25 protein-coding genes are annotated in these 24,081 nt (G+C 69.9%); 16 read left to right on the top strand and 9 right to left on the bottom strand.

Annotated elements, in window-relative coordinates:
• The first annotated feature begins 73 nt into the window (after window positions 1-73).
• The 3 genes from ACIODU_RS23390 (at window position 74) to ACIODU_RS23380 (ending at window position 2,810) form a co-directional block, all read left to right on the top strand.
• On the top strand, window positions 74-1,456 hold the full coding sequence (locus ACIODU_RS23390) for a glycine--tRNA ligase (protein WP_161308944.1): 1,383 nt from the start codon (window positions 74-76) through the stop codon (window positions 1,454-1,456).
• A gap of 120 nt (window positions 1,457-1,576) precedes the next feature.
• Window positions 1,577-1,783: a hypothetical protein gene (locus tag ACIODU_RS23385; protein ID WP_161308943.1), complete on the top strand. Its 207-nt coding sequence runs from the start codon at window positions 1,577-1,579 to the stop codon at window positions 1,781-1,783.
• Between the two features lie 127 nt (window positions 1,784-1,910).
• Window positions 1,911-2,810: a virginiamycin B lyase gene (locus ACIODU_RS23380; protein ID WP_401769745.1), complete on the top strand. Its 900-nt coding sequence runs from the start codon at window positions 1,911-1,913 to the stop codon at window positions 2,808-2,810.
• Between the two features lie 43 nt (window positions 2,811-2,853).
• Here the strand turns inward: ACIODU_RS23380 and ACIODU_RS23375 are convergent, their stop codons facing one another.
• Both ACIODU_RS23375 and ACIODU_RS23370 read right to left on the bottom strand, forming a co-directional pair.
• Entirely contained in the window at window positions 2,854-3,438 is a 585-nt protein-coding gene (locus tag ACIODU_RS23375; RefSeq protein ID WP_161308942.1) for a TetR/AcrR family transcriptional regulator, read from the bottom strand.
• A 100-nt stretch (window positions 3,439-3,538) separates the two neighbouring features.
• A complete protein-coding gene (locus ACIODU_RS23370) occupies window positions 3,539-4,582 on the bottom strand; it encodes an aldo/keto reductase (protein ID WP_401769744.1) in 1,044 nt (347 codons plus the stop codon).
• Window positions 4,583-4,816: 234 nt separating this feature from the next.
• Between ACIODU_RS23370 and ACIODU_RS23365 the strand changes: the two genes are divergently transcribed.
• Together ACIODU_RS23365 and ACIODU_RS23360 are read left to right on the top strand one after the other, a co-directional pair.
• Window positions 4,817-5,104 carry a DUF6243 family protein gene (locus ACIODU_RS23365; protein ID WP_401769743.1) on the top strand — a complete coding sequence of 96 codons (288 nt, stop codon included), beginning with the start codon at window positions 4,817-4,819 and terminating at the stop codon, window positions 5,102-5,104.
• Window positions 5,105-5,816: 712 nt separating this feature from the next.
• Window positions 5,817-6,155, top strand: coding sequence for a MerR family transcriptional regulator (locus ACIODU_RS23360; RefSeq protein ID WP_161308939.1), 339 nt, complete (start codon window positions 5,817-5,819; stop codon window positions 6,153-6,155).
• 147 nt (window positions 6,156-6,302) lie between these two features.
• Here ACIODU_RS23360 and ACIODU_RS23355 read toward each other — a convergent pair whose 3' ends face one another.
• Entirely contained in the window at window positions 6,303-6,617 is a 315-nt protein-coding gene (locus tag ACIODU_RS23355) for an enoyl-CoA hydratase-related protein (RefSeq protein WP_401769742.1), read from the bottom strand.
• Between the two features lie 74 nt (window positions 6,618-6,691).
• Window positions 6,692-8,191 carry an MFS transporter gene (locus ACIODU_RS23350; RefSeq protein WP_401769741.1) on the bottom strand — a complete coding sequence of 500 codons (1,500 nt, stop codon included), beginning with the start codon at window positions 8,189-8,191 and terminating at the stop codon, window positions 6,692-6,694.
• A 101-nt stretch (window positions 8,192-8,292) separates the two neighbouring features.
• Between ACIODU_RS23350 and ACIODU_RS23345 the strand changes: the two genes are divergently transcribed.
• Both ACIODU_RS23345 and ACIODU_RS23340 read left to right on the top strand, forming a co-directional pair.
• Entirely contained in the window at window positions 8,293-9,234 is a 942-nt protein-coding gene (locus ACIODU_RS23345; RefSeq protein WP_401769740.1) for a helix-turn-helix transcriptional regulator, read from the top strand.
• Between the two features lie 143 nt (window positions 9,235-9,377).
• A complete protein-coding gene (locus tag ACIODU_RS23340; protein ID WP_401769739.1) occupies window positions 9,378-9,860 on the top strand; it encodes a hypothetical protein in 483 nt (160 codons plus the stop codon).
• Between the two features lie 61 nt (window positions 9,861-9,921).
• Here ACIODU_RS23340 and ACIODU_RS23335 read toward each other — a convergent pair whose 3' ends face one another.
• Window positions 9,922-11,418, bottom strand: coding sequence for an MFS transporter (locus tag ACIODU_RS23335; RefSeq protein ID WP_401769738.1), 1,497 nt, complete (start codon window positions 11,416-11,418; stop codon window positions 9,922-9,924).
• 64 nt (window positions 11,419-11,482) lie between these two features.
• On the opposite strand from ACIODU_RS23335, the gene dusB reads away from it, so the two are divergent.
• Window positions 11,483-12,664, top strand: a complete 1,182-nt coding sequence (gene dusB, locus ACIODU_RS23330) for a tRNA dihydrouridine synthase DusB (RefSeq protein ID WP_401769737.1) — start codon at window positions 11,483-11,485, stop codon at window positions 12,662-12,664.
• A gap of 20 nt (window positions 12,665-12,684) precedes the next feature.
• On the opposite strand, the gene ACIODU_RS23325 is transcribed toward dusB, so the two are convergent.
• From ACIODU_RS23325 to ACIODU_RS23315, 3 genes are read right to left on the bottom strand one after another with little or no spacing between them, the layout of a single operon-like run.
• Window positions 12,685-12,885, bottom strand: coding sequence for a DUF397 domain-containing protein (locus ACIODU_RS23325; protein WP_401769736.1), 201 nt, complete (start codon window positions 12,883-12,885; stop codon window positions 12,685-12,687).
• Between the two features lie 22 nt (window positions 12,886-12,907).
• A complete protein-coding gene (locus ACIODU_RS23320; RefSeq protein WP_401769735.1) occupies window positions 12,908-13,108 on the bottom strand; it encodes a DUF397 domain-containing protein in 201 nt (66 codons plus the stop codon).
• Window positions 13,105-13,932: a helix-turn-helix domain-containing protein gene (locus ACIODU_RS23315; protein ID WP_401769734.1), complete on the bottom strand. Its 828-nt coding sequence runs from the start codon at window positions 13,930-13,932 to the stop codon at window positions 13,105-13,107. The genes ACIODU_RS23320 and ACIODU_RS23315 overlap by 4 nt, the downstream gene beginning before the upstream one ends.
• A gap of 968 nt (window positions 13,933-14,900) precedes the next feature.
• Between ACIODU_RS23315 and ACIODU_RS23310 the strand changes: the two genes are divergently transcribed.
• From ACIODU_RS23310 to ACIODU_RS23300, 3 genes are all read left to right on the top strand, one after another.
• Window positions 14,901-15,374, top strand: a complete 474-nt coding sequence (locus ACIODU_RS23310) for a GNAT family N-acetyltransferase (protein WP_356422363.1) — start codon at window positions 14,901-14,903, stop codon at window positions 15,372-15,374.
• Window positions 15,375-15,472: 98 nt separating this feature from the next.
• Complete coding sequence (locus ACIODU_RS23305) at window positions 15,473-15,940, top strand: GNAT family N-acetyltransferase (RefSeq protein WP_356422366.1); 468 nt, start codon at window positions 15,473-15,475, stop codon at window positions 15,938-15,940.
• A gap of 195 nt (window positions 15,941-16,135) precedes the next feature.
• Window positions 16,136-17,776 (top strand): hypothetical protein, encoded by a 1,641-nt coding sequence (locus ACIODU_RS23300; RefSeq protein WP_401769733.1) that lies wholly within the window; start codon window positions 16,136-16,138, stop codon window positions 17,774-17,776.
• On the opposite strand, the gene ACIODU_RS23295 is transcribed toward ACIODU_RS23300, so the two are convergent.
• On the bottom strand, window positions 17,763-18,530 hold the full coding sequence (locus ACIODU_RS23295; RefSeq protein ID WP_401769732.1) for a GntR family transcriptional regulator: 768 nt from the start codon (window positions 18,528-18,530) through the stop codon (window positions 17,763-17,765). The genes ACIODU_RS23300 and ACIODU_RS23295 overlap by 14 nt on opposite strands.
• Before the next feature lie 317 nt (window positions 18,531-18,847).
• Here ACIODU_RS23295 and ACIODU_RS23290 point away from each other — a divergent pair, with 317 nt between their 5' ends.
• The 5 genes from ACIODU_RS23290 to ACIODU_RS23270 all read left to right on the top strand — a co-directional run bounded on the left by ACIODU_RS23290 (window position 18,848) and on the right by ACIODU_RS23270 (window position 23,778).
• Window positions 18,848-20,014 carry an extracellular solute-binding protein gene (locus tag ACIODU_RS23290; protein ID WP_356422373.1) on the top strand — a complete coding sequence of 389 codons (1,167 nt, stop codon included), beginning with the start codon at window positions 18,848-18,850 and terminating at the stop codon, window positions 20,012-20,014.
• Window positions 20,014-20,907, top strand: coding sequence for an ABC transporter permease (locus ACIODU_RS23285; protein WP_401769731.1), 894 nt, complete (start codon window positions 20,014-20,016; stop codon window positions 20,905-20,907). The genes ACIODU_RS23290 and ACIODU_RS23285 overlap by 1 nt, the downstream gene beginning before the upstream one ends.
• Window positions 20,895-21,890 (top strand): ABC transporter permease, encoded by a 996-nt coding sequence (locus ACIODU_RS23280; protein WP_401769730.1) that lies wholly within the window; start codon window positions 20,895-20,897, stop codon window positions 21,888-21,890. The genes ACIODU_RS23285 and ACIODU_RS23280 overlap by 13 nt, the downstream gene beginning before the upstream one ends.
• Before the next feature lie 2 nt (window positions 21,891-21,892).
• A complete protein-coding gene (locus ACIODU_RS23275) occupies window positions 21,893-23,011 on the top strand; it encodes an ABC transporter ATP-binding protein (RefSeq protein WP_401769729.1) in 1,119 nt (372 codons plus the stop codon).
• Window positions 23,012-23,085: 74 nt separating this feature from the next.
• Window positions 23,086-23,778, top strand: a complete 693-nt coding sequence (locus tag ACIODU_RS23270) for an HAD family hydrolase (RefSeq protein WP_401769728.1) — start codon at window positions 23,086-23,088, stop codon at window positions 23,776-23,778.
• The last annotated feature ends 303 nt before the right edge of the window (window positions 23,779-24,081 follow it).

The raw sequence follows: 24,081 nt of genomic DNA, 5'->3' as shown, positions 1-24,081 counted from the left end.
TTGATACAGGGGGTGCGGCCGCCGCTAATCTGGGGCATTCGCCGTTCGTCGCCGTCGTAATGAAGAGAGCACCGTGGCCGCCGACAAGATCGACACCATCGTCAACCTGAGCAAGCGCCGTGGCTTCGTCTACCCGTCCAGTGAGATCTACGGTGGTCAGCGGGCCGCCTGGGACTACGGGCCGCTCGGAGTCGAGCTGAAGGAAAACCTCAAGCGCCAGTGGTGGCGCTCCATGGTCACTTCGCGCGAGGACGTCGTCGGTATCGACTCGTCGGTGATCCTTGCCACTGAGGTCTGGGAGGCGTCCGGCCACGTCGCGACCTTCACGGACCCGCTGACCGAATGCACCTCCTGCCACAAGCGCTACCGCGCGGACCACCTGGAGGAGGGGTACGAGGAGAAGCACGGCAAGCCGCCGGTGAACGGCCTCGCCGACATCAACTGCCCCAACTGCGGCAACAAGGGCACCTTCACCGAGCCCAAGTCGTTCTCGGGCCTTCTCTCCACCCACCTCGGCCCGACCCAGGACACCGGCTCGGTCGCCTACCTGCGCCCCGAGACGGCGCAGGGCATTTTCACCAACTTCGGCCAGGTCCTCCAGACGTCGCGCAAGAAGCCGCCCTTCGGCATCGCGCAGATGGGCAAGTCCTTCCGGAACGAGATCACTCCGGGCAACTTCATCTTCCGCACCCGTGAGTTCGAGCAGATGGAGATGGAGTTCTTCGTCAAGCCGGGCGAGGACGAGAAGTGGCACGAGTACTGGATGGAGCAGCGCTGGAACTGGTACCGCGACCTCGGCCTGCGCGAGGAGAACATGCGCTGGTTCGAGCACGCCCAGGAGAAGCTCGCCCACTACGCGAAGCGCACCGTGGACATCGAGTACCGCTTCTCCTTCGGCGGCAGCGAGTGGGGTGAGCTGGAGGGCGTGGCCAACCGCACCGACTACGACCTCACCGTGCACTCCAAGGCCTCCGGCCACGACCTGCTCTACTTCGACCAGGAGGCCGGCGAGCGCTGGACCCCCTATGTCATCGAGCCGGCCGCCGGCGTCGGCCGCGCGATGCTCGCCTTCCTCCTCGACGCGTACAACGAGGACGAGGCGCCCAACGCGAAGGGCGTGCTGGAGAAGCGCACCGTGCTCCGCCTCGACCCGCGCCTCGCGCCGGTCAAGGTCGCGATCCTCCCGCTGTCCCGCAACCCGCAGCTCTCGCCGAAGGCCAAGGGCCTCGCCGAGGACCTGCGGCGCAACTGGAACATCGAGTTCGACGACGCGGGCGCCATCGGCCGCCGTTACCGCCGCCAGGACGAGATCGGTACGCCGTTCTGCGTCACCGTCGACTTCGACACCCTGGACGACAACGCGGTGACCGTGCGCGAGCGCGACACCATGCAGCAGGAGCGCGTCTCCCTGGACCAGATCCAGGCGTACCTCGGCGGCCGTCTCCTCGGCTGCTGACGCATCACGTTCCCGGCTCGAAGCCCCCGGTTCCGTTACGGAGCCGGGGGCTTCGTCGCACACTGGCGGTACGCCAACGCCCCATGCCCCACGCCCCACGCGTCACAACAGGAGGCTCGGATGCCGTCCACGACCACCAGCACCGTCCGCCGATGGGACCAGCACGGACGCGAGCATGTCGTACGTGTCCAGAAGTCAGGTGTCCAGCGCTCGCTGATATGCGACACCTGCGACTGGCGCATCAACGCGCAGTTCCTGCCCTGGCTCAAGGCCGAGGAACACCTGACGGAGGCTCACCAGGCCACGGTGAACCCGGCGAAGGACTGACACCGGCGAAGGACTGACACCGGCTCAGGCCGCTTGCGACGGGATTAACCAGAGGCGGTGACCGGAGCGGGCTGGGTAGCATCCGCAGTCGCCGATCTCCCCGGACGCGCTGCGAAGGAGCCCGCCCATGCCACGTCCTCCCGCCGTGTCGATCACGGAATTCCCCGTGTCCGGCAAGGACGCCGGGCCCTACGGAATCACCTGCGGCACCGACGGCGCGCTGTGGTTCACGATGGTCCACCAGGGAGCGATCGGCAGGATCACCCCCGGCGGTGACGTCACCACCCACCCCCTCGAACCCGCCTCCTCCGGACCGTCGATCATCACCGCCGGACCCGATGACGCCCTGTGGTTCACGGAGTTCCGCGGCCATCGGATCGGCCGCGTCACCACGACCGGGGACATCGCGTCGTTCCCCCTGCCGACCCCGGACGCCGGCCCGTTCGGGATCACGGCCGGGGCGGACGGCGCGCTCTGGTTCACCGAGGCCGGTGCCGACCGCATAGGCCGCATCACGACCAGCGGTGAGGTGACCGAGTTCCCCCTCCCGGTGTCGGGGGCCTTTGCCTCGGCCATCGCCGCGGGCCCGGACGACAGGCTGTGGTTCACGATGAACCAGGCCAACGCGATCGGCGCGATCGACCTCGGCGGCGACATCTCCGTCCATCCGCTCCCCGCCCCCGACGCCGCCCCGGTGGGGATCACCGCGGGGGCCGACGGCGCCCTGTGGTTCGTGGAGATCGGCGCGGGCCGGATCGGACGGATCACCCCGGACGGGAAGACCGACGAGTTCGCCCTGCCCGATCGCGGCGCCCGTCCCCACGCGATCACCACCGACGCCGGCGGGGACTGCTGGTTCACCGAATGGGGCGCCAACCGCGTCGGCCGGATCACCCCCGACGGCCGGATCGACGAGTACGACCTCCCCAGCCCCTCCTCCGAACCACACGGCATCGCAGAAGGACCGGACGGTGCGATCTGGACGGCCCTGGAGACCGGAAAGGTCGCCCGACTCACGCCACACTGAGCCCAGCACGAAGCACCCCGTACCCCTTGCCCAGCGGACCCGATCAGGTCCGCAGGCCCCGGACCACCAGGTCGCACACCGCGCTGAACTCGTCGTCCATGGACGGCTTCTGCCACTCCGGGGCGTACGTCGGGTCGTGGAACCGGGCCGTCGCCGCGAAGACCGCGACGGCCACCCGCTGCGGGTCCGGGGCGGTGAACTCGCCCGCGCGCACGCCCTCTTCGACGATCCGGGTGAGCTGGCCGGTCAGTATCGACAGGTGCGTCTCCGTCACCCCGCTGTTCTCCCGGGCCAGCGTGTTGTACGTGGCGAACAGCTCCGGGTCGTCGCCAGCCTTGTGCCGCTTGGCCTCGAACAGCGCCAGCAGCCAGCCGCGCAGCTTCTCCGCGCCCCCGGGGGTCGTGGCGTCGGTGATGCCCTCCAGCGTGATCTCCGTGCGCTCCAGCCAGCGCTGGGTGACAGCCTCGCGCAGCGCCGCCTTCGTACGGAAATGGCGGTACACGCTGCCGTGGCTCACCCCGAGCAGCCGGGCCACGTCGACGACCGTGGCCTTCGCCGGACCGTAACGGCGCAGGACCTCTTCGGTCGCTTCGAGGATGCGCTCGGCGGTCAGGGTCTCGGTGGTCATCGGGAGCGACCTTTCTGGCTGGTGCGGCGGCCCTTACCCATGGACATTACCCGTCACCCACCCCGCCGGGCCGGTGTCCGGTCCGTGCCCCGCCCGCCGCTCAGCGTTCGCTGTCCAGATGCGCCATCTGGGCGCTCGGGTACCGGTCGCCCCGGGCCGCGCCCACCGGGACGGCCCGCTCGATCGCGGCCAGGTCGGCGGCGTCGAGCGTCACGTCCAGCGCGCCGAGGGACTCCGCCAGCCGGTCGCGGTGGCGGGCACCGATCAGCGGCACGATGTCCTCCCCGCGCGACAGCACCCAGGCGATGGCGATCTGCGCGACCGTGACTCCCTTCTGTTCGGCGACCTTGCGCAGGGACTCGACCAGATCGAGGTTGTGGCGGAGGTTGTCGCCCTGGAAGCGGGGGCTGATCGCCCGGAAGTCGGTCGCCGCCAGCTCGCGGTCCGGGGTGAAGTGGCCGCTGATGAGGCCGCGCGACAGCACGCCGTACGCCGTGATGCCTATGCCCAGCTCCCGGACGGCCGGGAGGATCGTGTCCTCGATGCCGCGCGATATCAGCGAGTACTCGATCTGGAGGTCGGCTATCGAGGTGACGGACGCCGCCCGGCGGATCGTGTCCGCGCCCGCCTCCGAGAGGCCGACGTGTCGCACATGGCCCGCCTGGACCAGCTCGGCGATGGCGCCGACCGTCTCCTCGATGGGCACGGCGGGGTCGACGCGCGCGATCCGGTAGACGTCGATGTGGTCCGTGCCGAGGCGCTGCAACGAATACGCCGCGAAGTTCTTCACCGCGGCCGGGCGGCCGTCGATGGGCCCCCAGCCGTTGTCGGGGTCGCGCATGCCGCCGAACTTCACGCTGATCACCGCGCGCTCACGGGCGCCGGCGGGGGCGGTGCGCAGCGCTTCGTTGATCAGCATCTCGTTGCTGCCCATGCCGTAGAAGTCGCCCGTGTCGATCAAGGTGATCCCGGCGTCCAGCGCGGCATGCAGCGTGGCGATGGATTCGGCGCGGTCACCCCCTTCGTACACCGCGGACATGCCCATCGCGCCCAGGCCGAGCGCGGAGACCCGGGGGCCGGTCGAACCGAGCGCGCGGGTGGGGACGGGAGTGCTGGTCGTGGGGACCTTCTCGGAAGATGTCATGCTTCAAGCTTGGCATGACCGATGACAGATTTCAATAACTGTCATTCACTACTTCGAGGGATCCCCTCGGGGGTTTCGGCCGATGTGGGTGAATAACCGCGTGACGACCGCCCCCCACCCGGTGGTAGCGTCACGGGCATGTTCTTCCAGATCTACGAGTGAGAGCGCGGCGGCCACGGCCCGCCCCCCACCGACGATTCCGCAGATCACCTCACATCACTTCGGGAGAACCCCGTGGCAAAGAGCCGCAACAACCTTCTCGGCGTCGGCGGACAGCGCAAGAAGCTGTCCCGCGCCGACCAGCAGGGCAACGGCCCCGCCCGTAACGCCGACCGCGCGATCGCCGCCGACCAGAAGCAGGAGCTGCTGCGCAAGATGCGCGAGCGCGCCGGCGGCGACGACGACCAGCAGACCGACACCGAAGACACCGAAGGCACCGAAGGCACCCCCGGCACCATCAGTGCCGCCGCCGACAGCGAGGCCGGCGCGGCGGACGGGACGACGGGTACGCCCGCGTCCTGATCCAGCGTCCGGTGATGACGCCGACCTGCCCGGCACGACAGGGCAGGTCGGCTTCGTCGTTCCCGGCCCGGCGGCCCCTGGTTGTCTCATGGCCGGACACGCGGAAATCTATGTCGGCTGGAGTAGACATTGGGTGCTGGTGTGGTTATGGTTTCTCTCGTAGCCAGAAGGACAGCAAGGCCTGGCAGACACGAACTGCCGGTCAGCGGTACAGCAGTTGCGGTACGCACGACGGTTCGGTGGTGGAGTCGCGAAGCCAGCGTTCGCAGGACGGTGACGAGGCTGACGACCGGACCGGGTGGCCCGAGGTGATCAGGGGCCGCCGTGAGCAGTACCCCAGCAGTGAGAGTGGATGAGCAGTACCTCGGTGAAGGCGTCGGCTGCGGGCGCGCGCACCGGGAGGTTCGACAGCAGTAGGCAAGTGCAAGTAGCAGTAGGCAAGTAACTGATCCCAGAGGGAAGAACGGAGGGGCCGAGCGCCATCAGGATCGCCCGGGCGGATTCACAGGGCCCGGGTACCGCAGGACATCGATAGTGAGGTGGTCTCCGGTCAAGCAACCGCGATCCCCGCAGTTCCCATCCTCTCCCGGGTGGGTGTGCGGACACAGAAGGCCGGCGCACGACTGAGGCCGGCAGATGGTGTAGCAGTTCCTTCGGGGCCTTGGTGCCATTGGCACCAAGGCCCCTCCACGCGTGCCATGAGAGAGGTGCAATGACAGCGGACGACTCGTTCGGCCGTCTTGATGACGACGACTACCCCGCCTACACCATGGGCCGGGCCGCCGAGATGCTCGGCACCACCCAGGGCTTCCTCCGCGCCATCGGCGAAGCCCGCCTCATCACCCCGCTCCGTTCCGCGGGCGGACACCGCCGCTACTCCCGCTACCAACTGCGCATCGCCGCCCGTGCCCGGGAGCTCGTCGACCAGGGCACCCCCATCGAGGCCGCCTGCCGCATCGTCATCCTCGAAGACCAGTTGGAAGAAGCCCGGCGCATCAACGCCGAGTACCGGCGCACCGCCCAGCCGACGGACCCCAAGACCGCAGTCTGAGACGAGACGGCGGCGGCGACCCGTGACCTCCCGGCCGCCGCCACCGCTCCATGATCCGGAGTCCCGCCGGTTCAGCGCTTCCGGGCGAACCTCGCCGAGTACTCCGCGAGGTTCGCCCCGAAAGGCCCGTCCTTCTGGAGACCGTTCTCAAACGCCTGCCTCGCCCACTCCTGCACCTCGGGAGTGGCCGGCGCGGCGGAGAACAGGCCGGGCCGGGTGGCGAGTTCCAGCGCCCGCCCCCGCCCCACCGGGCGCGGCAGCCGCGCGACGGCGCCACCGCCCGGGATGACCGCCGCCCGTGATCTCGAACTGGCCCAGCACGGCCCGCTCCAGGCTCGCGAACCGGATGTCGGTGGCGAGGACGAACTCGCTGCCCGCTCCCCGTACCCGTCCGCGAATCGCGCTCACGGTGAGCGCGGGGAGTTTGCTCAGGCGGATCAGCATGTACGTGAACGGCGACATGCCCTCCAGCAGCCGCGGCTGGTCCGCAACCCCGAGCCCTCAGCCCCGAGCCCTCAGCCCCCAACCCCAAGCCCTCAGCTCACCGTCCGCGGCAGCCGCAAGCTCAGCAGCCCCGTCAGCAGGATCAGCCCCATCATCGCCACCAGCGTCACCGTCAGCGCGTCCCCCATGCCGTCGGAGTCCGTCAGGCTCAGGAACAGCGTCCCCAGCGTGGCCACCCCCAGCGCCAGCGACGCCTGCTGCGCCGTGACCATCACGCCGCTGCCCACCCCCGCCCGCTCGGGCGGCACGTCCGAGAGCACGATCCGGAAGAGGTTCGGCAGCTGGAGGCCGCCGCCCAGACCGGCCACGGCCACCCCCGGCAGCAGGTCCAGCGCCCCGACCGACGGCCAGTCCCGCCAGACGAGCAGGGCCAGCAGCCCCAGCCCGGTGAACTGGATCGCCGCGCCGACCGTCAGCACCCGCGTCCCGAAGCGCCCGAGCAGCCGCGGACCCGCCAGCGACGCCGCGAAGAACGTCACCGCCAGCGGCACCAGCGCCAGCCCCGACCCGATGGCGCTCATGCGCAGGCCCTGCTGGAGGGCGATCGCCAGCACGAACATGAACCCGCCGAAGCAGATCGCGAAGGGCACGGTCAGTCCCACCCCGCGCCGCAGCGACACCAGCCGGAACAGGCTCGGCGGCAGCAGCGGTATCCGCCCCTGCCGGTCCTCCCGCCGCTCCACCCACAGGAACGCGGCCGTGGCCACCGGGAAGACCCCCAGCGTGATCCACGTCCACAGCGGCCACCCCGCCGCCCGCCCCTCGGTCAGCGGCACCAGCAGCGTCACCAGCGCGGTGGTCAGCAGCAGCGTGCCCGGTACGTCGATCGGCGCGGGCTTCTGCGACTTCGTCTCGGGCACCGTACGGAACGCCAGGAACAGCCCGACCAGCGCGACCGGTACGTTCACCAGGAAGATCGCCCGCCAGCCGCTGCCCGCGATGTCCGCCGCCACCAGCACGCCGCCCAGGATCTGGCCCGCCACCATGGAGAGCCCCGCGGTCGCGCCGTACAGGCTGATCGCCTTCGCCCGCCGCTCCCCGGCCGTCGTCGCGTGGATGGTGGCCAGCACCTGCGGCAGCATCAGCGCGGCCGCCGCGCCCTGGGCGACCCGCGCGCCCACCAGCGTCCAGGCGTTGGGCGCCAGGCCGCAGGCCAGCGAGGTGATGCCGAAGGCCGCGATGCCGGCCATGAACAGGCGCCTGCGGCCGACCGTGTCGCCGAGCCGTCCGCCGAGGACGAGGAGGACGGCGTACGCGACTCCGTAACCGGCCACGACCAGTTCGAGCAGGGCGGGGCCCGCCGACAGGTCCTTGTCGATGGTCGGCAGGGCGACGTTGACGATGAAGAAGTCGATCAGGGGAAGGGCCGCTCCGAGGAGCACGGTGAAGAGACCGAGGGTGCCGAGGACCGGACCGTGGTCATGGACGGCCGGAGCGGGTCCCGAAGCGGGGAGGGAGGAAGAAGCGGGGAGAGAGGAAACGGAAGGAGCCGGGGCCGGAACGCCGGACTGAGGACGGGATGCGGTACTCACGAGAGCCAGAGTCACCCCGGACGAAGCCTGGTACCAGAGTGTCTTTATCCTGGTACAAGGAGTACCTGGCAATGGGCTGAGCCCTCCTGCAACCTGGAGGAATGGCAACGATGGTGCAGGAACCCGGCACAGTGACCCCCCAGGCAGCGGTACCGGGCGGATCCGCCCCCGCCGGCCCCGCCCTCCGGGAGCCCGACATCCGCCGTCACGAACTGGCCGGCTTCCTGCGCAGCCGCCGCGAGCGCATCATGCCCGAACAGGTCGGCCTGCCGCGCGGCGTCCGCCGCCGTACGCCAGGACTGCGCCGTGAAGAGGTCGCCCAGCTCTCCGCCGTGGGCGTCACGTGGTACACGTGGCTCGAACAGGCCAGGCCCATCCAGGTCTCCGCCCAGGTGCTCGACGCCCTCGCCCGCGCCCTGCTCCTCGACCCCAGCGAGCGCTCCCACCTCTTCGCCCTGGCCGGCGCCGTGGACCCCGCGCCCGGCGCGCCGAGCCCCACCATCACCCCGTCGGTACGGCGGATGCTGGAGCGCCTGGAGCCGTTCCCGGCCTGTGTGCAGAACAGCCGGTACGACATCCTCGCGTACAACCGCACGTACTCCGTGATGATGTGCGACCTGGACGCCCTGCCGCCCGAGGACCGCAACTGCCTCTGGCTCGCCTTCACCAACGCGCAGTGGCAGGCCGCCCTCACCAGCCCCCGTGAGACCAAGCAGACCCTGGTGGCCCGCTTCCGCTCCGACATGGCCGAGCACCTCGCCGAGCCGCCCTGGAAGGCCCTGCTCGCGCGGCTGCGGAACGCCTCGCCGGAGTTCTGCGAGATCTGGGAGCGGCACGAGGTGATCGGCAACACGGGCCGGAGCAAGCGCTTCGTGAACGCCCAGGTCGGCAGGCTCAACGTGGTCCACACGAACCTCTGGCTCGGCCCGACGTCCGGCCCCCGGCTGGTGAGTTACGTCCCCGAGGACGACGAGTCGCAGGCCCGCCTGGAGAAGCTGCTCCTGCTGAAGACACTTGAGGCGCGGCAGCCGGCGGCGATCTGAGAAGCCGCTTCCGGACGTGCTTCTGACACCTCCGTTGTCAGTGCCCACGGCTAGGTTGAGCGTGGTGACTCGATAAAGCGGCGGAGGGGGTTCGACGGATGGGTGCCAGCGGATGGAGTTACGTGACTCCGTACCGTGGGAGCGTGGGCGCGAGCCTGGCGGCTCTCCAGGAAGAGGTCTTCGCGCAGGAGTACGGCGACGGCGAGGAGTACAGCACGATCGAGGAGCTGTACGCCGACGACGAGTTCATGGAGGAAGAGGGAACACACTCGATTCTGGACGTTCGCAGCGTCGTGGAATCCACGAAGCCGCCCAGGGAGTCCCGCGCGGCGGACCGCTTCACCGTACGGCCGCTGGCTCTCGCTCGGCTCTTGACCCACTTCGGTACGGATCGGCCCACGGTCCAGCAGTACGAGGACGCGATCGACCGGTCCGACGCGCTCATACGGGCTCGGCGCCCGGGCGACCGGAACACGAGTCTGCTCGGCGAGCACACGGTGCGCTGGACCGGCTTCTACGTGCTCCTGCACCGTGACGACGAGCACTGTGGCGATAAGAACCGTGACGACAAGAACCGTGGCGACGAGCCCTCCCACGTCGGTTTCTTCGGGGCGTCGGGAGACTGACAGGCCGTCCGGAGGGCGAAGCCCTCGTCGGTCCGGATGCCGCCCTCGTGCCGCCCCGTCGTCAGGACCGAGCCGGCGGGGACGACATCCCGCCCGCCTCCGCCGCCTGGGCCCCCGCCGGGTCCAGCCGTTGCGCCGTGCGCGCTGCCGTCCCCCGTGCCCACCGCCCGCTGCTCAGCATCCCCACCAGCAGCACGGCGATTCCGCACCCCGTGATGATCCACCACGCCGGCCGGCTCGCGTCCGCGAAGTTGTGCTTCTCCGCCGCCGAGGCCATCCGGCCCGTGACCGACAGCGACACCCCCGCCGCCAGTACGGCCCCGATCACCGCGACTCCCAGCGTCTGCCCGATCTGACGGCTGGTCGAGGCGACGGCCGCGGCCACCCCCGCCTGCGCGTTGGGCATGCCGGAGACGGCGGTGTTGGTGATCGGCGCGTTCACCATGCCGAAGCCGATGCCGAAGATCACGTACCCGGTGAAGAGCAGCGGCGTGTGCTGCTCCGCCTCGAACACGGCGAACAGCACCCCGCTCGCCGTCATCGCGATCCCGGCGACCAGCAGCGACAGCCGGGGCCCCCGGTTGCCCACCAGCCGCCCCGACACCGGCGCACACACGAATGTCATGGCCGCCATCGGCAGGATGTACAGCCCGGCCTTGAGCGCCGACAGTCCCCGTACGTCCTGGAGATAGAGCGTGTTCAGGAAGAGGAACCCGCTCAGCGCGGCGAACGAGCACACGGCGATCAGCGTCGCCCCGCTGAACGGCGCGCTGCTGAAGAACCGCAGGTCGATCAGGGGTTCGTCGCGCCTCGGCTCGTACAGGATCAGCGCGATCAGCGACAGTATCGAGAAGCCCACGAAGGACAGGATCTCCGGCGAGGTCCAGCCGGCCTTGGGCGCCTCGATGATCGCGTACGTGAGGGTCGCGAGCACCCCGATGACCAGCAGCTGGCCCACCGGATCGGGCCTGCGGGCCTTGGGCGCGCGGGACTCGGGGACGTACCGCCAGGTCAGGATCAGCGCGGTGATCCCGATCGGGATGTTCAGCCAGAAGATCGCCCGCCAGCTGATGGTGTCCACCAGCAGCCCGCCGATGATCGGCCCCAGCGCCAGGGAGATCCCGACCACCGCGCCCCACGCCCCGATGGCCCGGGCGCGCTCCCGCCGCTCGGTGAAGGTGTTGGTGATGATCGACACCGCGACCGGGTTGAGCATCGAGCCGCCGACCGCCTGGAGGATCCGGAACGCCACGAGCGATTCCAGGTTCGGCGCGGCGGAACAGAGCGCCGAGCCGACCGTGAAGATCACCAGCCCGGTCATGAAGACCTTGCGCCGCCCGATCCGGTCGGCGGTGGAACCCGCGAGCATCAACAGCGAGGCCAGGACGAGCGTGTACGCGTCGATGGTCCACTGGAGCCCCGCGACCGACGCGTGCAGTTCCTTCTGCAACGTGGGCAGCGCGACGTTCAGGATGGTGTTGTCGAGGCTGACGATCAGCAGGCTCATGCAGCAGATCACCAGCACCAGCGTCCGCCGCCGGCGGCTGAGCTCGGGCATGCGCACGATAGTACGTCTAACTAACCATTCTCGCGGGGAGGGGGGCGTGGGCCACAATGGTGGAATGACCGCAGCACTGTCCCCGTCCGCGTCTCCCTCCGCCCCGGCGTCCGCGACGCTGTCTCCGCTGGTCATCGGCCCGTACGGAGTGCGTCCGCCGGTGGTGCTCGCGCCCATGGCCGGGATCACCAACGCGCCCTTCCGGACGCTGTGCCGTGAGTTCAGCGGGGGCAAGGGGCTGTTCGTCAGTGAGATGATCACCACACGCGCGCTCGTCGAACGCAACGAGAAGACGATGCAGCTGATCCGTTTCGACGCGTCGGAGACGCCGCGCTCGATCCAGTTGTACGGAGTCGACCCGGTCACCGTCGGCAAGGCGGTCCGCATGATCGTGGACGAGGGCCTGGCCGACCACATCGACCTGAACTTCGGCTGCCCGGTCCCCAAGGTCACCCGCAAGGGCGGCGGCTCGGCGCTCCCGTACAAGCGGCCCCTGCTGCGCGCGATCCTCCACGAGGCGGTCTCGAACGCCGGCGGCCTCCCCGTCACGATGAAGATGCGCAAGGGCATCGACGACGACCACATCACCTACCTCGACGCGGGGCGGATCGCGGTCGAGGAGGGCGTCACGGCGATCGCCCTGCACGGCAGGACGGCGGCGCAGCACTACGGCGGTACGGCGGACTGGGACGCGATCGCGCGCCTCAAGGAGCACGTGCCGGAGATCCCGGTCCTCGGCAACGGCGACATCTGGTCGGCGGACGACGCGCTGCGGATGATGCGCGAGACCGGTTGCGACGGCGTGGTCGTCGGCCGTGGCTGCCTGGGCCGGCCGTGGCTGTTCGGCGACCTGGTGGCCGCCTTCGAGGGTACGGGGGCCCCGGCGCGCCCCGGGCTGCGCGAGGTGTCGGTCGTGATGCTCCGTCACGCGGAGCTGCTGGGGGAGTGGATCGGCGACGAGGCACGCGGCGTGATCGACTTCCGCAAGCACGTGGCCTGGTACTTGAAGGGCTTCGCGGTCGGCTCCGAGATGCGCCGCCGCCTGGCGATCACCTCGTCCCTGGCCGAACTGGACGCGCTGCTCTCCGAGTTGGACCTGGACCAGCCGTGGCCGGACGGCGCGGATGGCCCCCGGGGCCGCACGTCGGGCAACAACCGGGTGGTCCTGCCGGACGGCTGGCTCAAGGACCCGTACGACTGCTCGGGCGTGAGCGCGGACGCGGAAGTGGACACGTCCGGCGGCTGACGCGGTGGTTGGCGTGCGCCTCAGCGGGCGACGTGGGCCACGAACGTGGCCCAGGCGTTTTCGCTGACCGTGAGGGCGGGCCCGCCGGGGTTCTTGCTGTCACGGACAGGCACGCCCCCGGCGAACCCATCGGCCACTTCGAGGCACTCCCCGCCGTCGCCGCTGCTGTAGCTGCTCTTGCGCCACTGGGCGGTGCTGAGATCGGGTCGGACGTTGCTCATGAGCTGCGTCTCCTCTCGCGTGTCAGCGGGCGACGTGGGTCACGAACTTGGCCCAGGCGGTTGCGGAGAGCGTGAGCGCGGGGCCATCGGTGTTCTTGCTGTCGCGGACAGGCACGACCCCGGCGAAGCCATCGGCCACTTCCAGGCACGCCCCGCCGGAGGCGTTGCTGTAACTGCTCTTTCGCCAATGTGCGGTCGACAGGTCGCGGCGCGTGGTGGTCATTGCTGCAAATCCTCCATCGCGGCACGGATCAGAAGGGCAGACTCCGAGCGGTCGCACGCTCTGGTCCGGCACAGATCGTAGGCTACGGCGTACTCCGTGACCCGGTCGGGATCCTCTAGGAGTTGCCCAGTGAACGTTGCCTCGACGTACGCTACTCGTGGCTTGTCCGCGTGGTCCAGCAGATAAAGTTCCCCACCCAGCAGCGAGTGCGCGCCCACGCCCGTCCTGATGATCTGAATGACCACCGCCGGGTTCTCGGCCAGTTCAGCGAGGTACTTGAGCTGCTCGACCATGGCCTCGGTTCCGCCGACAGGGCGCCGGAGCACTTCCTCCTCGAGGATGAACCAGAGAGCCGGAGGCTTCGCTCGCCGGATGATCTCCTGTCGCTGGAGGCGCGCCTGGAAGCGGCTCTCCACCTCGTCCTCGCGGTCCCGAGGGCGACCCTCGCGCATGAGGGCCCGCATGTATCCCTCCGTCTGTAACAAGCCGGGTACGACCGTTGGCGCATAGACGCTGATGGAGGTGGCAGTCCTCTCCAGGTCCACGTACCGCTGCACCCAGTCCGGGAACACGTAGGACGTGATAGCGAACCGGTGCAGCCGCTCGAACAACCCACCAGTCTCCAACGCGACGTCAAGCGCCGTCGCATTGGCCAAGGTCGCCGGAACCAAACAGAGTTCGATCTGAGCGATACGACTCCCCGTCATATGCGCCACCGACGCCAATTTCGTCTGGCTCCATCCCCGCGCCTCCCTACGGAGACGTAACTCCGCACCCAGGAACGCCTCCGGACTGGTGTACGGGTCCAACTCTTTGCCAGGCATCAGAAATCACCGCTCTTTACGCTCGGACCGTCAAGGGCTACCCCCTGTTGAGCCTAGCCGCAGACACCGATTCTTGTTGCACAGACGGTGATGAAGCGATGACGGAGGGCCCAACCCCCATGTGTGACCGAGCCCTGGAACCCCCGGCCCCCGACGGATCGGCCCAGCTTGAGGCCACCGTGGACGGCCGGGGTTTCCATCGCCTCGTACCGGACGGCGGGGCGGCCTACGCCCCGGTGACGGACGAACTGTTGGAGCGAGTGCTCCATGGACTGAGGCGGTTGGCGGAATGAACGACAAGAGCAACGCACGACGAGTTCTCGCGCGGCTGACAGAGGAATTCGGCAAGGACGGCGTCCTGATCGTCCCAAAGTCCGACCCCACCGCCGAAGGCGCGGAAGGCGCGGACCTAATCCCGGGCTCCGCCCTCCGCTGGCCCCCCTGCGAATGCGGAAATTCCCTCTGCCCCGACTACAAGGAGCCGTCCGCGCGGGGCAACTCCTAAAAGGGCGGCTCCAGGGAGTACCCGTTCTCACCGAGAGGGGCGGGCCTCGGCTTGGCGATACCGCGACAGTTGCCCGCCTGCCACGCAAGATCGTCCACGTCCATGGGAGGAGAGTGGAGAGGCCCCCTGACATCTCACCGGGCGTTGTCAGTAGCAGGTGTCAGGCTTACAGCATGCTGATCGAGGGGTACGAGGACCGACGCCCGCCTCCTGCTGATCCTGCCCCTTCTCAACGACCCGGACGTTCCGGAGGGCGCACCGGCGAGGATCAGCGCGGCGCTCACGGCGGTGGGGGTCCCCCCGGCCTCAGCCCTCGGTGTCGCGGAGTATCTGCTCGTCCGCCCGACGGACAGATCGTGGCACGACCCCTCGTGGGACTCGCCGCTGAGCGGCGAACGCGCCGGTTCCAAGGGCCTGTTCGCCGCCCGGAAAACCACTTGAAGCACGTGCTTACGGTTTCCGTATGACGACCATTCTCCGCCTCGCCGAGGTGACCGCCGCGAACTTCGAGGACGCGATCGCAGTGAAGGTCCGGCCCGATCAGGAGCATCTGGTCGCGCCGGTGGTGAAGTCGTTGGCCGAGGCGTACGTCCACCCGGGCGTCGCGTGGCCGCGACTGATTCTGGACGGGGACCGGATTGTCGGGTTCCTGATGGCGTTCTTCGACATCGACTTCGCCGGGGACGGCACCGGGAAGGACATCCGCTCGGGGCTGTGGCGCCTCAACATCGCCGCCGGCGAACAGGGGCGGGGTTACGGCCGCTTCGCGGTGGAGGCTGTGGGCGCCGAGATCCGCCGCCGGGGTGGGGACCGTCTGACGGTCACCTGGCATCCCGGAGACGACGGCCCTGAGGGCTTCTACCTGGGGCTCGGCTTTCGGCCGACCGGGGAGACGAGCGGTGACGAGCGCGTCGGGGAGCTGGAGTTGGGTCGGTGAGCTCGGCGCCCGCGTGGCCGTCGGGCACGCGGGGGTGGCATCCGAGAAAAGCCGCAGGCCCGCCGGGGTGTCAGTGGCTGGTGCCATACTCCGCCGGTATGACTGAGCAGGTGCGTTTGAGGGACGTCGGGCCGGGCGATCTGGAGGAGTTCTTCGTGCAGCAGCACGATCCTGAGGCTCTGCGGCGGTCCAAGTTTCCGCCCCGGGAACGGGACGTCTTCATGGCCCACTGGACGACGAACGTCCTGGGGAATCCCACGGGCTTCGTGCAGGCCGTCACCGTGGACGGGGAGCTGGCGGGCAACGTGCTGGCCTGGTGGGACGAGGGGGCTCGCTCCCTCGGGTACTGGCTGGGCAGGCGGTACTGGGGGCGTGGGATCGGGTCGCGGGCGGTGGCGTTGTTCCTGGAGCAGGAGAAGACCCGCCCCCTGTACGCGGATTCGTTCGTCGGGAACACCGGCTCGGTGCGGCTGCTGGAGGGGCTCGGCTTCCGCCGTACCGACACGGTCTGGTACGACGGGTTCGAGCACGTCAGGTTGGTGCTCGACGAGCCGCGAGGGGACTGAGTGGCCGGGGTGGACTGAACGTGTTCGTCCGGATTGGGCGGGGCGTCGGCGATCCGGACAGCGGGGCAGAGCTTTGCGTCAGATGTCCCTGAAAGGCGATTCGGTGGGTGGGGGGCGGGACAGTGCTGTTGCCGGGTCTGCCGGCTTCGGGCCCGGACCCGCCGTCATCGAACGCCGAGCAAGGGAGTCCTGTCCGTGCCGTCCTTGTTGCACTACGCCGTCGTCACCGATCCGACCTCGCTACCCGCCTCGCAGCCCGGCGCGCCGTCCGTGGGGACGGTGTACGTGATCGTCTCCAACACCCACCAGTCCGACGTGTGGTGGGAGTACATCGATGTGGAGATACCGGTCGGCACCGGTCCGTCAGACCTGACGGACGATCCCACGGTGATCACTGCGACTGCCGACCCGGACTACACGGCGTGGCTGGAGCCCGCGCCCGATTTCAGCTGGGACGCCGCCCTGGGGCGCTTTCGGGCCCACCACCCCCAAGGGGGCGGCGGCCGGTTGACCCTGCCGTACGACCAGTCGTTGGTGCTGAAACTGGACGGCATACCGGTTTCCGGTACGGAGGGGCTGATCCGGTTACGGATACTGGAGAAGTCCGGCGGCGGTGACGACAACGTACCGATGCGGCGGGATCATTTCACCACCACGCTCGGGGTGGTGAAGCAGGCCGCCCCGAGGATTCCGCGCAATTTCCGTCCGGAGAAGAATTCGCTGGCCGATGTGGACGCGGGCGGCAACGTCGTTCTGAAATGGGACGGGCCCGACCACCTCGACTACTGGATCCGCGATCCGGAAGGCAACGAGACGCTGGTCGGGACGGCGGCGGCCGCGGGGTCTCCGGTGACGCAACAGCCCTACATGTGGTCGCCGATCGTCCCCCCGAAGCGGGGCACCACGTACACCCTGGTGGCCGGGGTACGGGGTACGGGGCAGCCCGAGCAGGGGTACTTCCTCACCACCACCGTTCACGCGCTCGTCCCCGAGTTCGCGAGCGGGACCCGTACGCCGTGGGTCGAGGGCACGGTCGACCAGGGCCGCGTCACCTTCTCCGCGGACGGCGCGGAGGTCCGTAACGGCAGCGGGGGGTGGGGAACGCTTCACGCCGACAAGGCCGACGTGGACGGGGTCAGGACCGAGTGGGTGCGGGGGCGTGGTGACGGCGACGGCTGGATCGAGTTCCCCGGCACCGGGCTGAACGTCTTCCACGGGCAGCAGAAGGAATGGGGGACCGTTCACGCCGACAAGGCGGACGTCAACGGCGTCAACACCAAGTGGGTGCAGGGGCGTGACGCCGACGACGGGTGGATCGAGTTCCCGGACACCGGGCTGAACGTCTTCCACGGGTCCGGGCGGGACTGGGGGAACCTCCACGCCGACAAGGCCGACGTGAACGGTGTCAACACCAAGTGGGTGCAGGGGCGTGACAGCACCGACGGCTGGATCGACTTCCCGAAGTCGGGGGTACGGGTCTTCGCCGACGGCCAGAACGAATGGGGCACCCTCAAGGCCGGCAAGGCCGATCTGGACGACCTGGTCACCGGCGAGGGGAAGGTGCGGGGGCACTTCACCGTGGCGGGAGGGATGAAGCTGAGCCACGAAGGCCGGCCGCTGTTCGTCACTCTTCCCGACCGCATGGTGTTCCAGGGGATGAACAACTTCGAGAAGTGGGTGACCTTCGCCGACGGCCTGGAGGTCACCTACAGCAAGACGGGCTCCGTCTGGATCAGCAAGGCGTCCAAGGGCCTGAGCGTCCACGGCGACCTCCAGGTCGACGGAGTCATCTCCGTGACCACCGGCGGCGACGCACCGCAGGTCAGGACTCTGTAGCCAACGGCATGTCCGGCCCCGCCGTCCGGGCGAGCGGGGCCGCAGCCGCCGAGTTGGAGACGCTGAAGGCCACCGTGCCCGCGCGGTAGCGGTCGTCCGTCCACTCGATCGTGCGGCCCGCCGCCGTGTAGGTCAGGTAGCGCTGACGCAGGAGGGGGCTGCCGCGGCGGACGCGGAGGAGGCGGGCGTCCTCGCTGCCCGCCGCCACCGCGTCTATCAGGTGCTCGCCGTAGTGCGCCACGATGCCCGCGTTCTCCGCGATGCTGTTCATGATCGAGACGCAGTCGTCGGGCAACTCCCGTACGGCCGGGGCCACCCAGTCCGTGTACGCCGTCCGCTCCACCAGGACCGGTTCGCCGTCCAGGCGCCGCAGGCGGAGCACGTACAGGACCTCGGCCCCCGGCGTGGTCCCGAGCCGCGCCGCCTCCTCGGGGTTCGCGGGGCGGGTGTCGCGGCTGAGGATCAGGCTGGACGGTTCGCGGCCCATCGCGTGGGCCCACTGCGCGAAGCTGTTCAACTGCTGGAAGCTGTGGCGCAGTTCCTGCCGCAGTACGACACGTCTCGCGCCCTGCCGGGAGCCGATGAGGCCCTCCGAGGCGAGCAGGCCCACGGCCTGCCGTACCGTCCCGCGCGACACCGACCAGCGGGCCGCCAGGTCGCTCTCCGACGGCAGCCGGGCCCCCACGGGATGCTCACCCGCCAGGATCGCCTGCCTCAGCGCCTCCGCGATCTCCAGATAGCGCGAACCCGGCACGACTGCCCCCTCGGTCGATGAGCTGTACCCAGTGAGCTGGGCTCTACGAACTGTGCGCAGGTGCGCCCACCCGTCGCGCACCCGCTCTTCACTCTAACCGCACGTGAAACCCGCGTGTCCAGGGAGGAGATGGCTCGTTAGGTCCCGAAAAGTGTCTCCCTCGCGACCGTGATCAGGTCGTTATGGGTATTTGTCTCTTCCTCGGGTCGTGTGGCCGCGGCCACCGGACGTTCACTCACGGGACATCTGAAGCGTGCGAACTGATGCCAGCTTGTATGAACAAGTGAGACCCACCCTCGCTCCCCGGGAGACCCAGCGTGACCCGACTCCGCGTCCGTCCCCACGGCAGGCTGATAGCCGCCGTGGCGCTCAGCACCGCCGCGCTCACCGCCCTCACCGCCTGTGGCGCCAAGTCCGACACCGCCGACGCCACCACGGCCGGCGGCGTCAAGGCCGGGGCCGCCACCTCCGTGGCCGACTTCGGCAGCATGGACGACCTCGTCGCCGCCGCCGAGAAGGAGGGGACGCTCAACACGATCGCGCTCCCGCCGGACTGGGCGAACTACGGCGAGATCATCAAGGCCTTCGAAGCCAAGTACAAGATCAAGATCAAGAACGAGACCCCGGACGCCGCCAGCGCCGACGAGATCAACGCCGTCAAGTCCCGCAAGGGCCAGGACCGCGCCCCCGACGTCGTCGACCTGGGTGTCCCGTTCAACCAGAGCGGCGCCGCCGAAGGCCTCTTCGCGCCGTACAAGGTCGCTTCGTACGACAAGATCCCGGCCGAGCAGAAGGACGCGCAGGCCCGTTGGTACAACGACTACGGCGGCTACATCTCCATCGGCTGCGACGCCTCGCGCATCAAGGTCTGCCCCACGACCTTCGCCGACCTCCTCAAGCCCGAATACAAGGGCAAGGTCGCCCTCAACGGCAACCCGAACAAGTCCGGCTCGGCCTTCGGCGGCGTGTACGCGGCCGCCCTCGCCAACGGTGGCTCCTTCACCGACATCCAGCCCGGCATCGACTTCTTCGGCAAGCTGAAGAAGAACGGCAACTTCATCCCCGTCGAGTCCACCCCGGCGACCGTCGAGAAGGGCGAGACGCCCATCTCCATCGACTGGGACTACCTGAACGCCAGCTACTCGGGCGAGTTCAAGTCCAAGGGCCTCGACTGGAAGGTCTCCGTCCCCACGGACGGCGTCTACGCCCAGTACTACTCCCAGGCCATCAACAAGGACGCGCCGCACCCGGCCGCCGCCCGCCTGTGGATGGAGTACCTGTACAGCGCCGAGGGCCAGAACCTGTGGCTCAAGGGCTTCGCCCGGCCGGTCCTGCTGCCCTCGATGACCGCCGACGGTACGGTCGACAAGACCCTCGTCGCCAACCTCCCCCAGGTCGCCGGCACGCCGACGTTCCCCAAGTCCGCCGACCTCGACGCCGTCAAGGCCGTCCTCGCCAAGAACTGGGACAAGGCCGTCTCCTGATGCCCACCCAGACCCTGCCCGCACCGGGCGCCGCCGACGGCACACGCCGTCGGCGGCGGGCGCCGCGCGCCTGGCTCGGTACGCTGCCGCTGCTCGTCTTCGCCGGACTGTGCTTCGGGCTTCCCGTCGGCGCCCTGCTGTACGGGGCCGTCACGCACCAGGAGCCGGGCAAGGCCACCTCGCTGACCGGCGAGAACATCAGCACGACCCTGCAAGGGCCGTACCTCAACTCCCTCACGGGGAGTGTGGAGTTGTCCGCCCTCACGGCCCTCGTCGGCACCGTCCTCGGCATGCTGATCGCCCAGGCCGTCGTCACCTCGCGCGGCGGCGCGCTGCGCGAGTCCGTCCTCACCGCGTCCGGGGTGCTCGCCAACTTCGGCGGCATCCCGCTCGCCTTCGCCTTCGTCGCCACCCTCGGCATCTCCGGTGTGGTCACCGAGCTGGTGCACCTCGACTCGCTCGGCTGGAACCTCTACTCCTTCACCGGCCTGTCCGTGATCTACCTCTACTTCCTGGTCCCGCTGATGGTCCTGATCAGCGTCCCGGCGCTGGACGGGCTGCGCCCGCAGTGGCGCGAGGCCGCGCAGAACGCCGGCGCGACCGACGGGCAGTTCTGGCGTCACGTCGGCCTGCCGGTCCTCGCGCCCACCCTGCTCGGCGGGTTCGTGCTGCTCTTCGGCAGTGCCTTCGCGGCGTACGCCACCGCCGCCGCGCTCGTCGGCGGATCCGTCCCGCTCGTCACCCTCAAGATCGCGGACGCGCTGTCCGGCAACGTCCAGGTCGGTCAGGAGAACGTGGCGCTCGCGCTGAGCCTCGACATGATCGTGATCGCCGGCCTGGTCATGGCGGTCTATCTGCCCCTCCAGCGACGGAGCACCCGATGGCTGCACTGACCCCCACCGCGACCGCCGCCCCGCGCGACGACACGCCGTCCGACGGGGGCGGTACGGTACGGGCCCGGCGCCCCCGCCGCCGTATCTGGCGGGGTGTGGTCCTGGCCGTCGCGGGCGTCTACTTCGTCGTCCCGCTGCTCGCCTCGTTCGTCTTCACCGTCCACACCCCGGGACAGGGCGTGTCGTTCGACGCGTACACCGGCATCCTGTCCGCCGACGGCTTCACCCAGAGCCTGTTCCTCTCCCTGGGCCTGGCCGCCGCGACCATCGCCCTCGTCCTGCTGCTGACGGTGCCCGCGCTGATCGCGGTACGGCTCGGCGCGCCCCGGCTGCGGTCCGTCGTCGAGGTCGTCTGCATGCTGCCCCTGGTGGTGCCGCCGATCGCGCTGGTCAGCGGGATCACGACCGTGCTGCGCTGGGGCCCGGACCACCTGTCCACCACGCCGCTCTACCAGACGTTCATCGCCGTGCAGGACGAGTCGTTCCCGCTGGTGCTCGTCTTCGCGTACACCGTGCTGGCGCTGCCGTTCGTCTACCGCTCGCTGGACGCCGGGCTCAGCGCGATCAACGTGACGACGCTCGTGGAGGCCGCCCGCAACTGCGGGGCGCGCATCCCGTACACCGTCCTGCGGGTCATCCTGCCCAACCTGCGCTCCGCGCTCGCCAGCGCGTCCTTCCTGACTCTCGCGCTGGTGCTCGGCGAGTACACCATCGCCGCGCTGCTCGGATTCCGGCCCTTCGCGGTGTGGATCGTCTCGATCTCCGGCTCCGAGGCGCAGACTTCGGTCGCGGTGTCCCTGCTCAGCCTGCTGATCACCTGGCTCCTGCTGCTGGTGCTGTCCCGCGTGGGGTCCCGCTCGGGGGCCGGCGCCGGTGTCGCCGCCGCCGCGGGGTCCGCGCCCGCCGGCGGTTCCGTGCCCGGGACCGGCAGCTCGCCCACCGCCCCGTCCGCCTCGCCTGCCTCGTCCGCCGCCAAGGAGTAGTCATGTCTTCCACGTCCACCGCGACCGCCGAGCGGCCCGAGGAGCCGGCCGCTCCCGGCGCCCTGGTCGAATTCCGGGGCCTGCGCCGGGAGTTCGGCCCCACCGTCGCCCTCGACGGGCTCGACCTGACGGCCAGGCCGGGCGAACTCCTCGCCCTGCTGGGCCCGTCGGGCTGCGGCAAGACCACCGCCCTGCGCGTCCTCGCCGGCTTCGAACACCCGGACGCGGGCGAGGTGCTCGTGGACGGCAAGGACATCACCGGGGTGCCGGCCAACCGCCGTGACGCGGGCATGGTGTTCCAGTCGTACAGCCTTTTCCCGCACCTCAACGCCCGCGACAACGTGGCCTTCGGCCTGCGGGTACGGAAGGTGTCGACGGCCGAGCGCCACCGGCGCGCGGACGAACTCCTCGAACTGGTCGGCCTCCCCACCCACGCCGGCCGCTTCCCGCACCAGATGTCCGGCGGCCAGCAGCAGCGCGTGGCGCTCGCCCGCGCGCTGGCCCTGCGCCCGCGTGTCCTGTTGCTGGACGAGCCGCTGTCGGCGCTCGACGCGAAGGTCCGGCTCTCGCTGCGCGAGGAGATCCGCCGGCTCCAGCTGTCGCTGGGCATCACCACCATCTTCGTCACGCACGACCAGGAGGAGGCGCTGTCCATGGCCGACCGGGTGGCCGTGCTCAACGCGGGGAAGCTGGAGCAGTGCGCGGCACCCTCCGAGCTGTACGAGCGGCCCGCGACGGCGTTCGTCGCGGAGTTCGTCGGCACGATGAACCGGCTGCCCGGGCGGCTCACCGACGGGGGCCGGGTCGAGGTCGCGGGCAGCGTCCTGCCCGTGGACGGCGAGATTCCGGCCGGGCGCGAGGTGGAGGTCCTGCTGCGCCCCGAGAACGTCACGGCGACGGTGGACCCGGACGGTACGGCAACGGTCGTCTCCGCGTCCTTCTTCGGCTCGGTGACCCGGGTCCTGCTCGACCTGCCCGGCGGCGGCACGGTCAAGGCCGACGTGGCATCGCGTGACGCGGGCGAGCTGGTGCCGGGGGTGCGGGCGTCCGTCCGCCCGGCCGACCGGCCGGTCCTGGTCGTGGCGGCGTCGGCCACCCCGGCCGCCGGGAAGGCGGCGTGAGCACGCCGGGCCCACCACCACGGGCCGTTCCCCCGGCCGCCTTTCCGGCCACCACCTCGCCCGCCCCTTCCCCCGTGTCGTCACCCGCCGCCGTCCTCTTCGACATGGACGGCACCCTCGTCGACACCGAGGTGCTCTGGTGGGAGACGGCCGCCGAGGTCGCCTCCGGGCTCGGCCACCGCCTCGGTGACGCCGACGCGCCCGAGGTCGTGGGGCGGGCCGTCCAGGACACCGCCGCCCATCTCGTACGGGTGGCGGGCACCGGCCACGCCGGACGCGTCGCGGACGAACTGGCCGGGTCCTTCTTCCGGCGCGTCGAGGAGGGCGCCCCGCTGCGCCCCGGCGCCCGGCGGCTGCTGGCCGAGCTGGAGCGCGCCGGGGTGCCGTTCGCCCTGGTGAGCGCGTCACCGCGGGCGGTCGTGGACTCCGTGGTCGGCGGGGCCCTCGCCGACGTGCGGTTCGCCTTCACGCTGTCGGCCGACGACACCGTACGGACCAAGCCGCACCCCGACCCGTACCAGGAGGCGGCCGACCGCCTCGGCGTGCCGACCGGGGCGTGCGTGGCGGTGGAGGACTCGCCCGACGGCAGCGCCTCCGCCCAGGCGGCCGGGTGCGCGGTCCTGGTGGTGCCGTCGCTGCTGCCGGTGCCCCCGGCGGCCGGGCGGTACTTCGCGCGGAGCCTGGAGGACGTGGATCTGGAGGTGCTGCGTGGCTGCGCGGCCGGAAACGCCCCCGACGGGGGTTCGCACGGCTCTCGGACAGAGTGATTCTTGCCACGTTTGATGCGGCGCTCGCTCAGAAGAGCGAAATCAAGATCGCCGCAGGTGGCTGTACTTCCGGAAGGGGTGGCACCCCGTGCCACCCCTTCCGTGTTCACTTCCCGAACTCAAACGATCCGAGCATCGCTCGTATGAGCGCAACAGGTCATGGGCGGGTCATGCCCGCTTCGGAGGGTGAAGGGGCGCGGGAGGGGGCGCGTTCCGCGGATCGCTTTCGATCTGCTGGCGGACGGGTGGTTAAAGCCGTACGACGCTCAGGTGGACGTACCCCCACACCTTCGATCTGGGTAT

The organism is Streptomyces sp. NPDC088261 (assembly GCF_044740805.1).
GTDB lineage: Bacteria > Actinomycetota > Actinomycetes > Streptomycetales > Streptomycetaceae > Streptomyces.
Note: the sequence above shows the minus strand (reverse complement) of the source record. Positions and strands in the feature narration are given on the sequence as shown.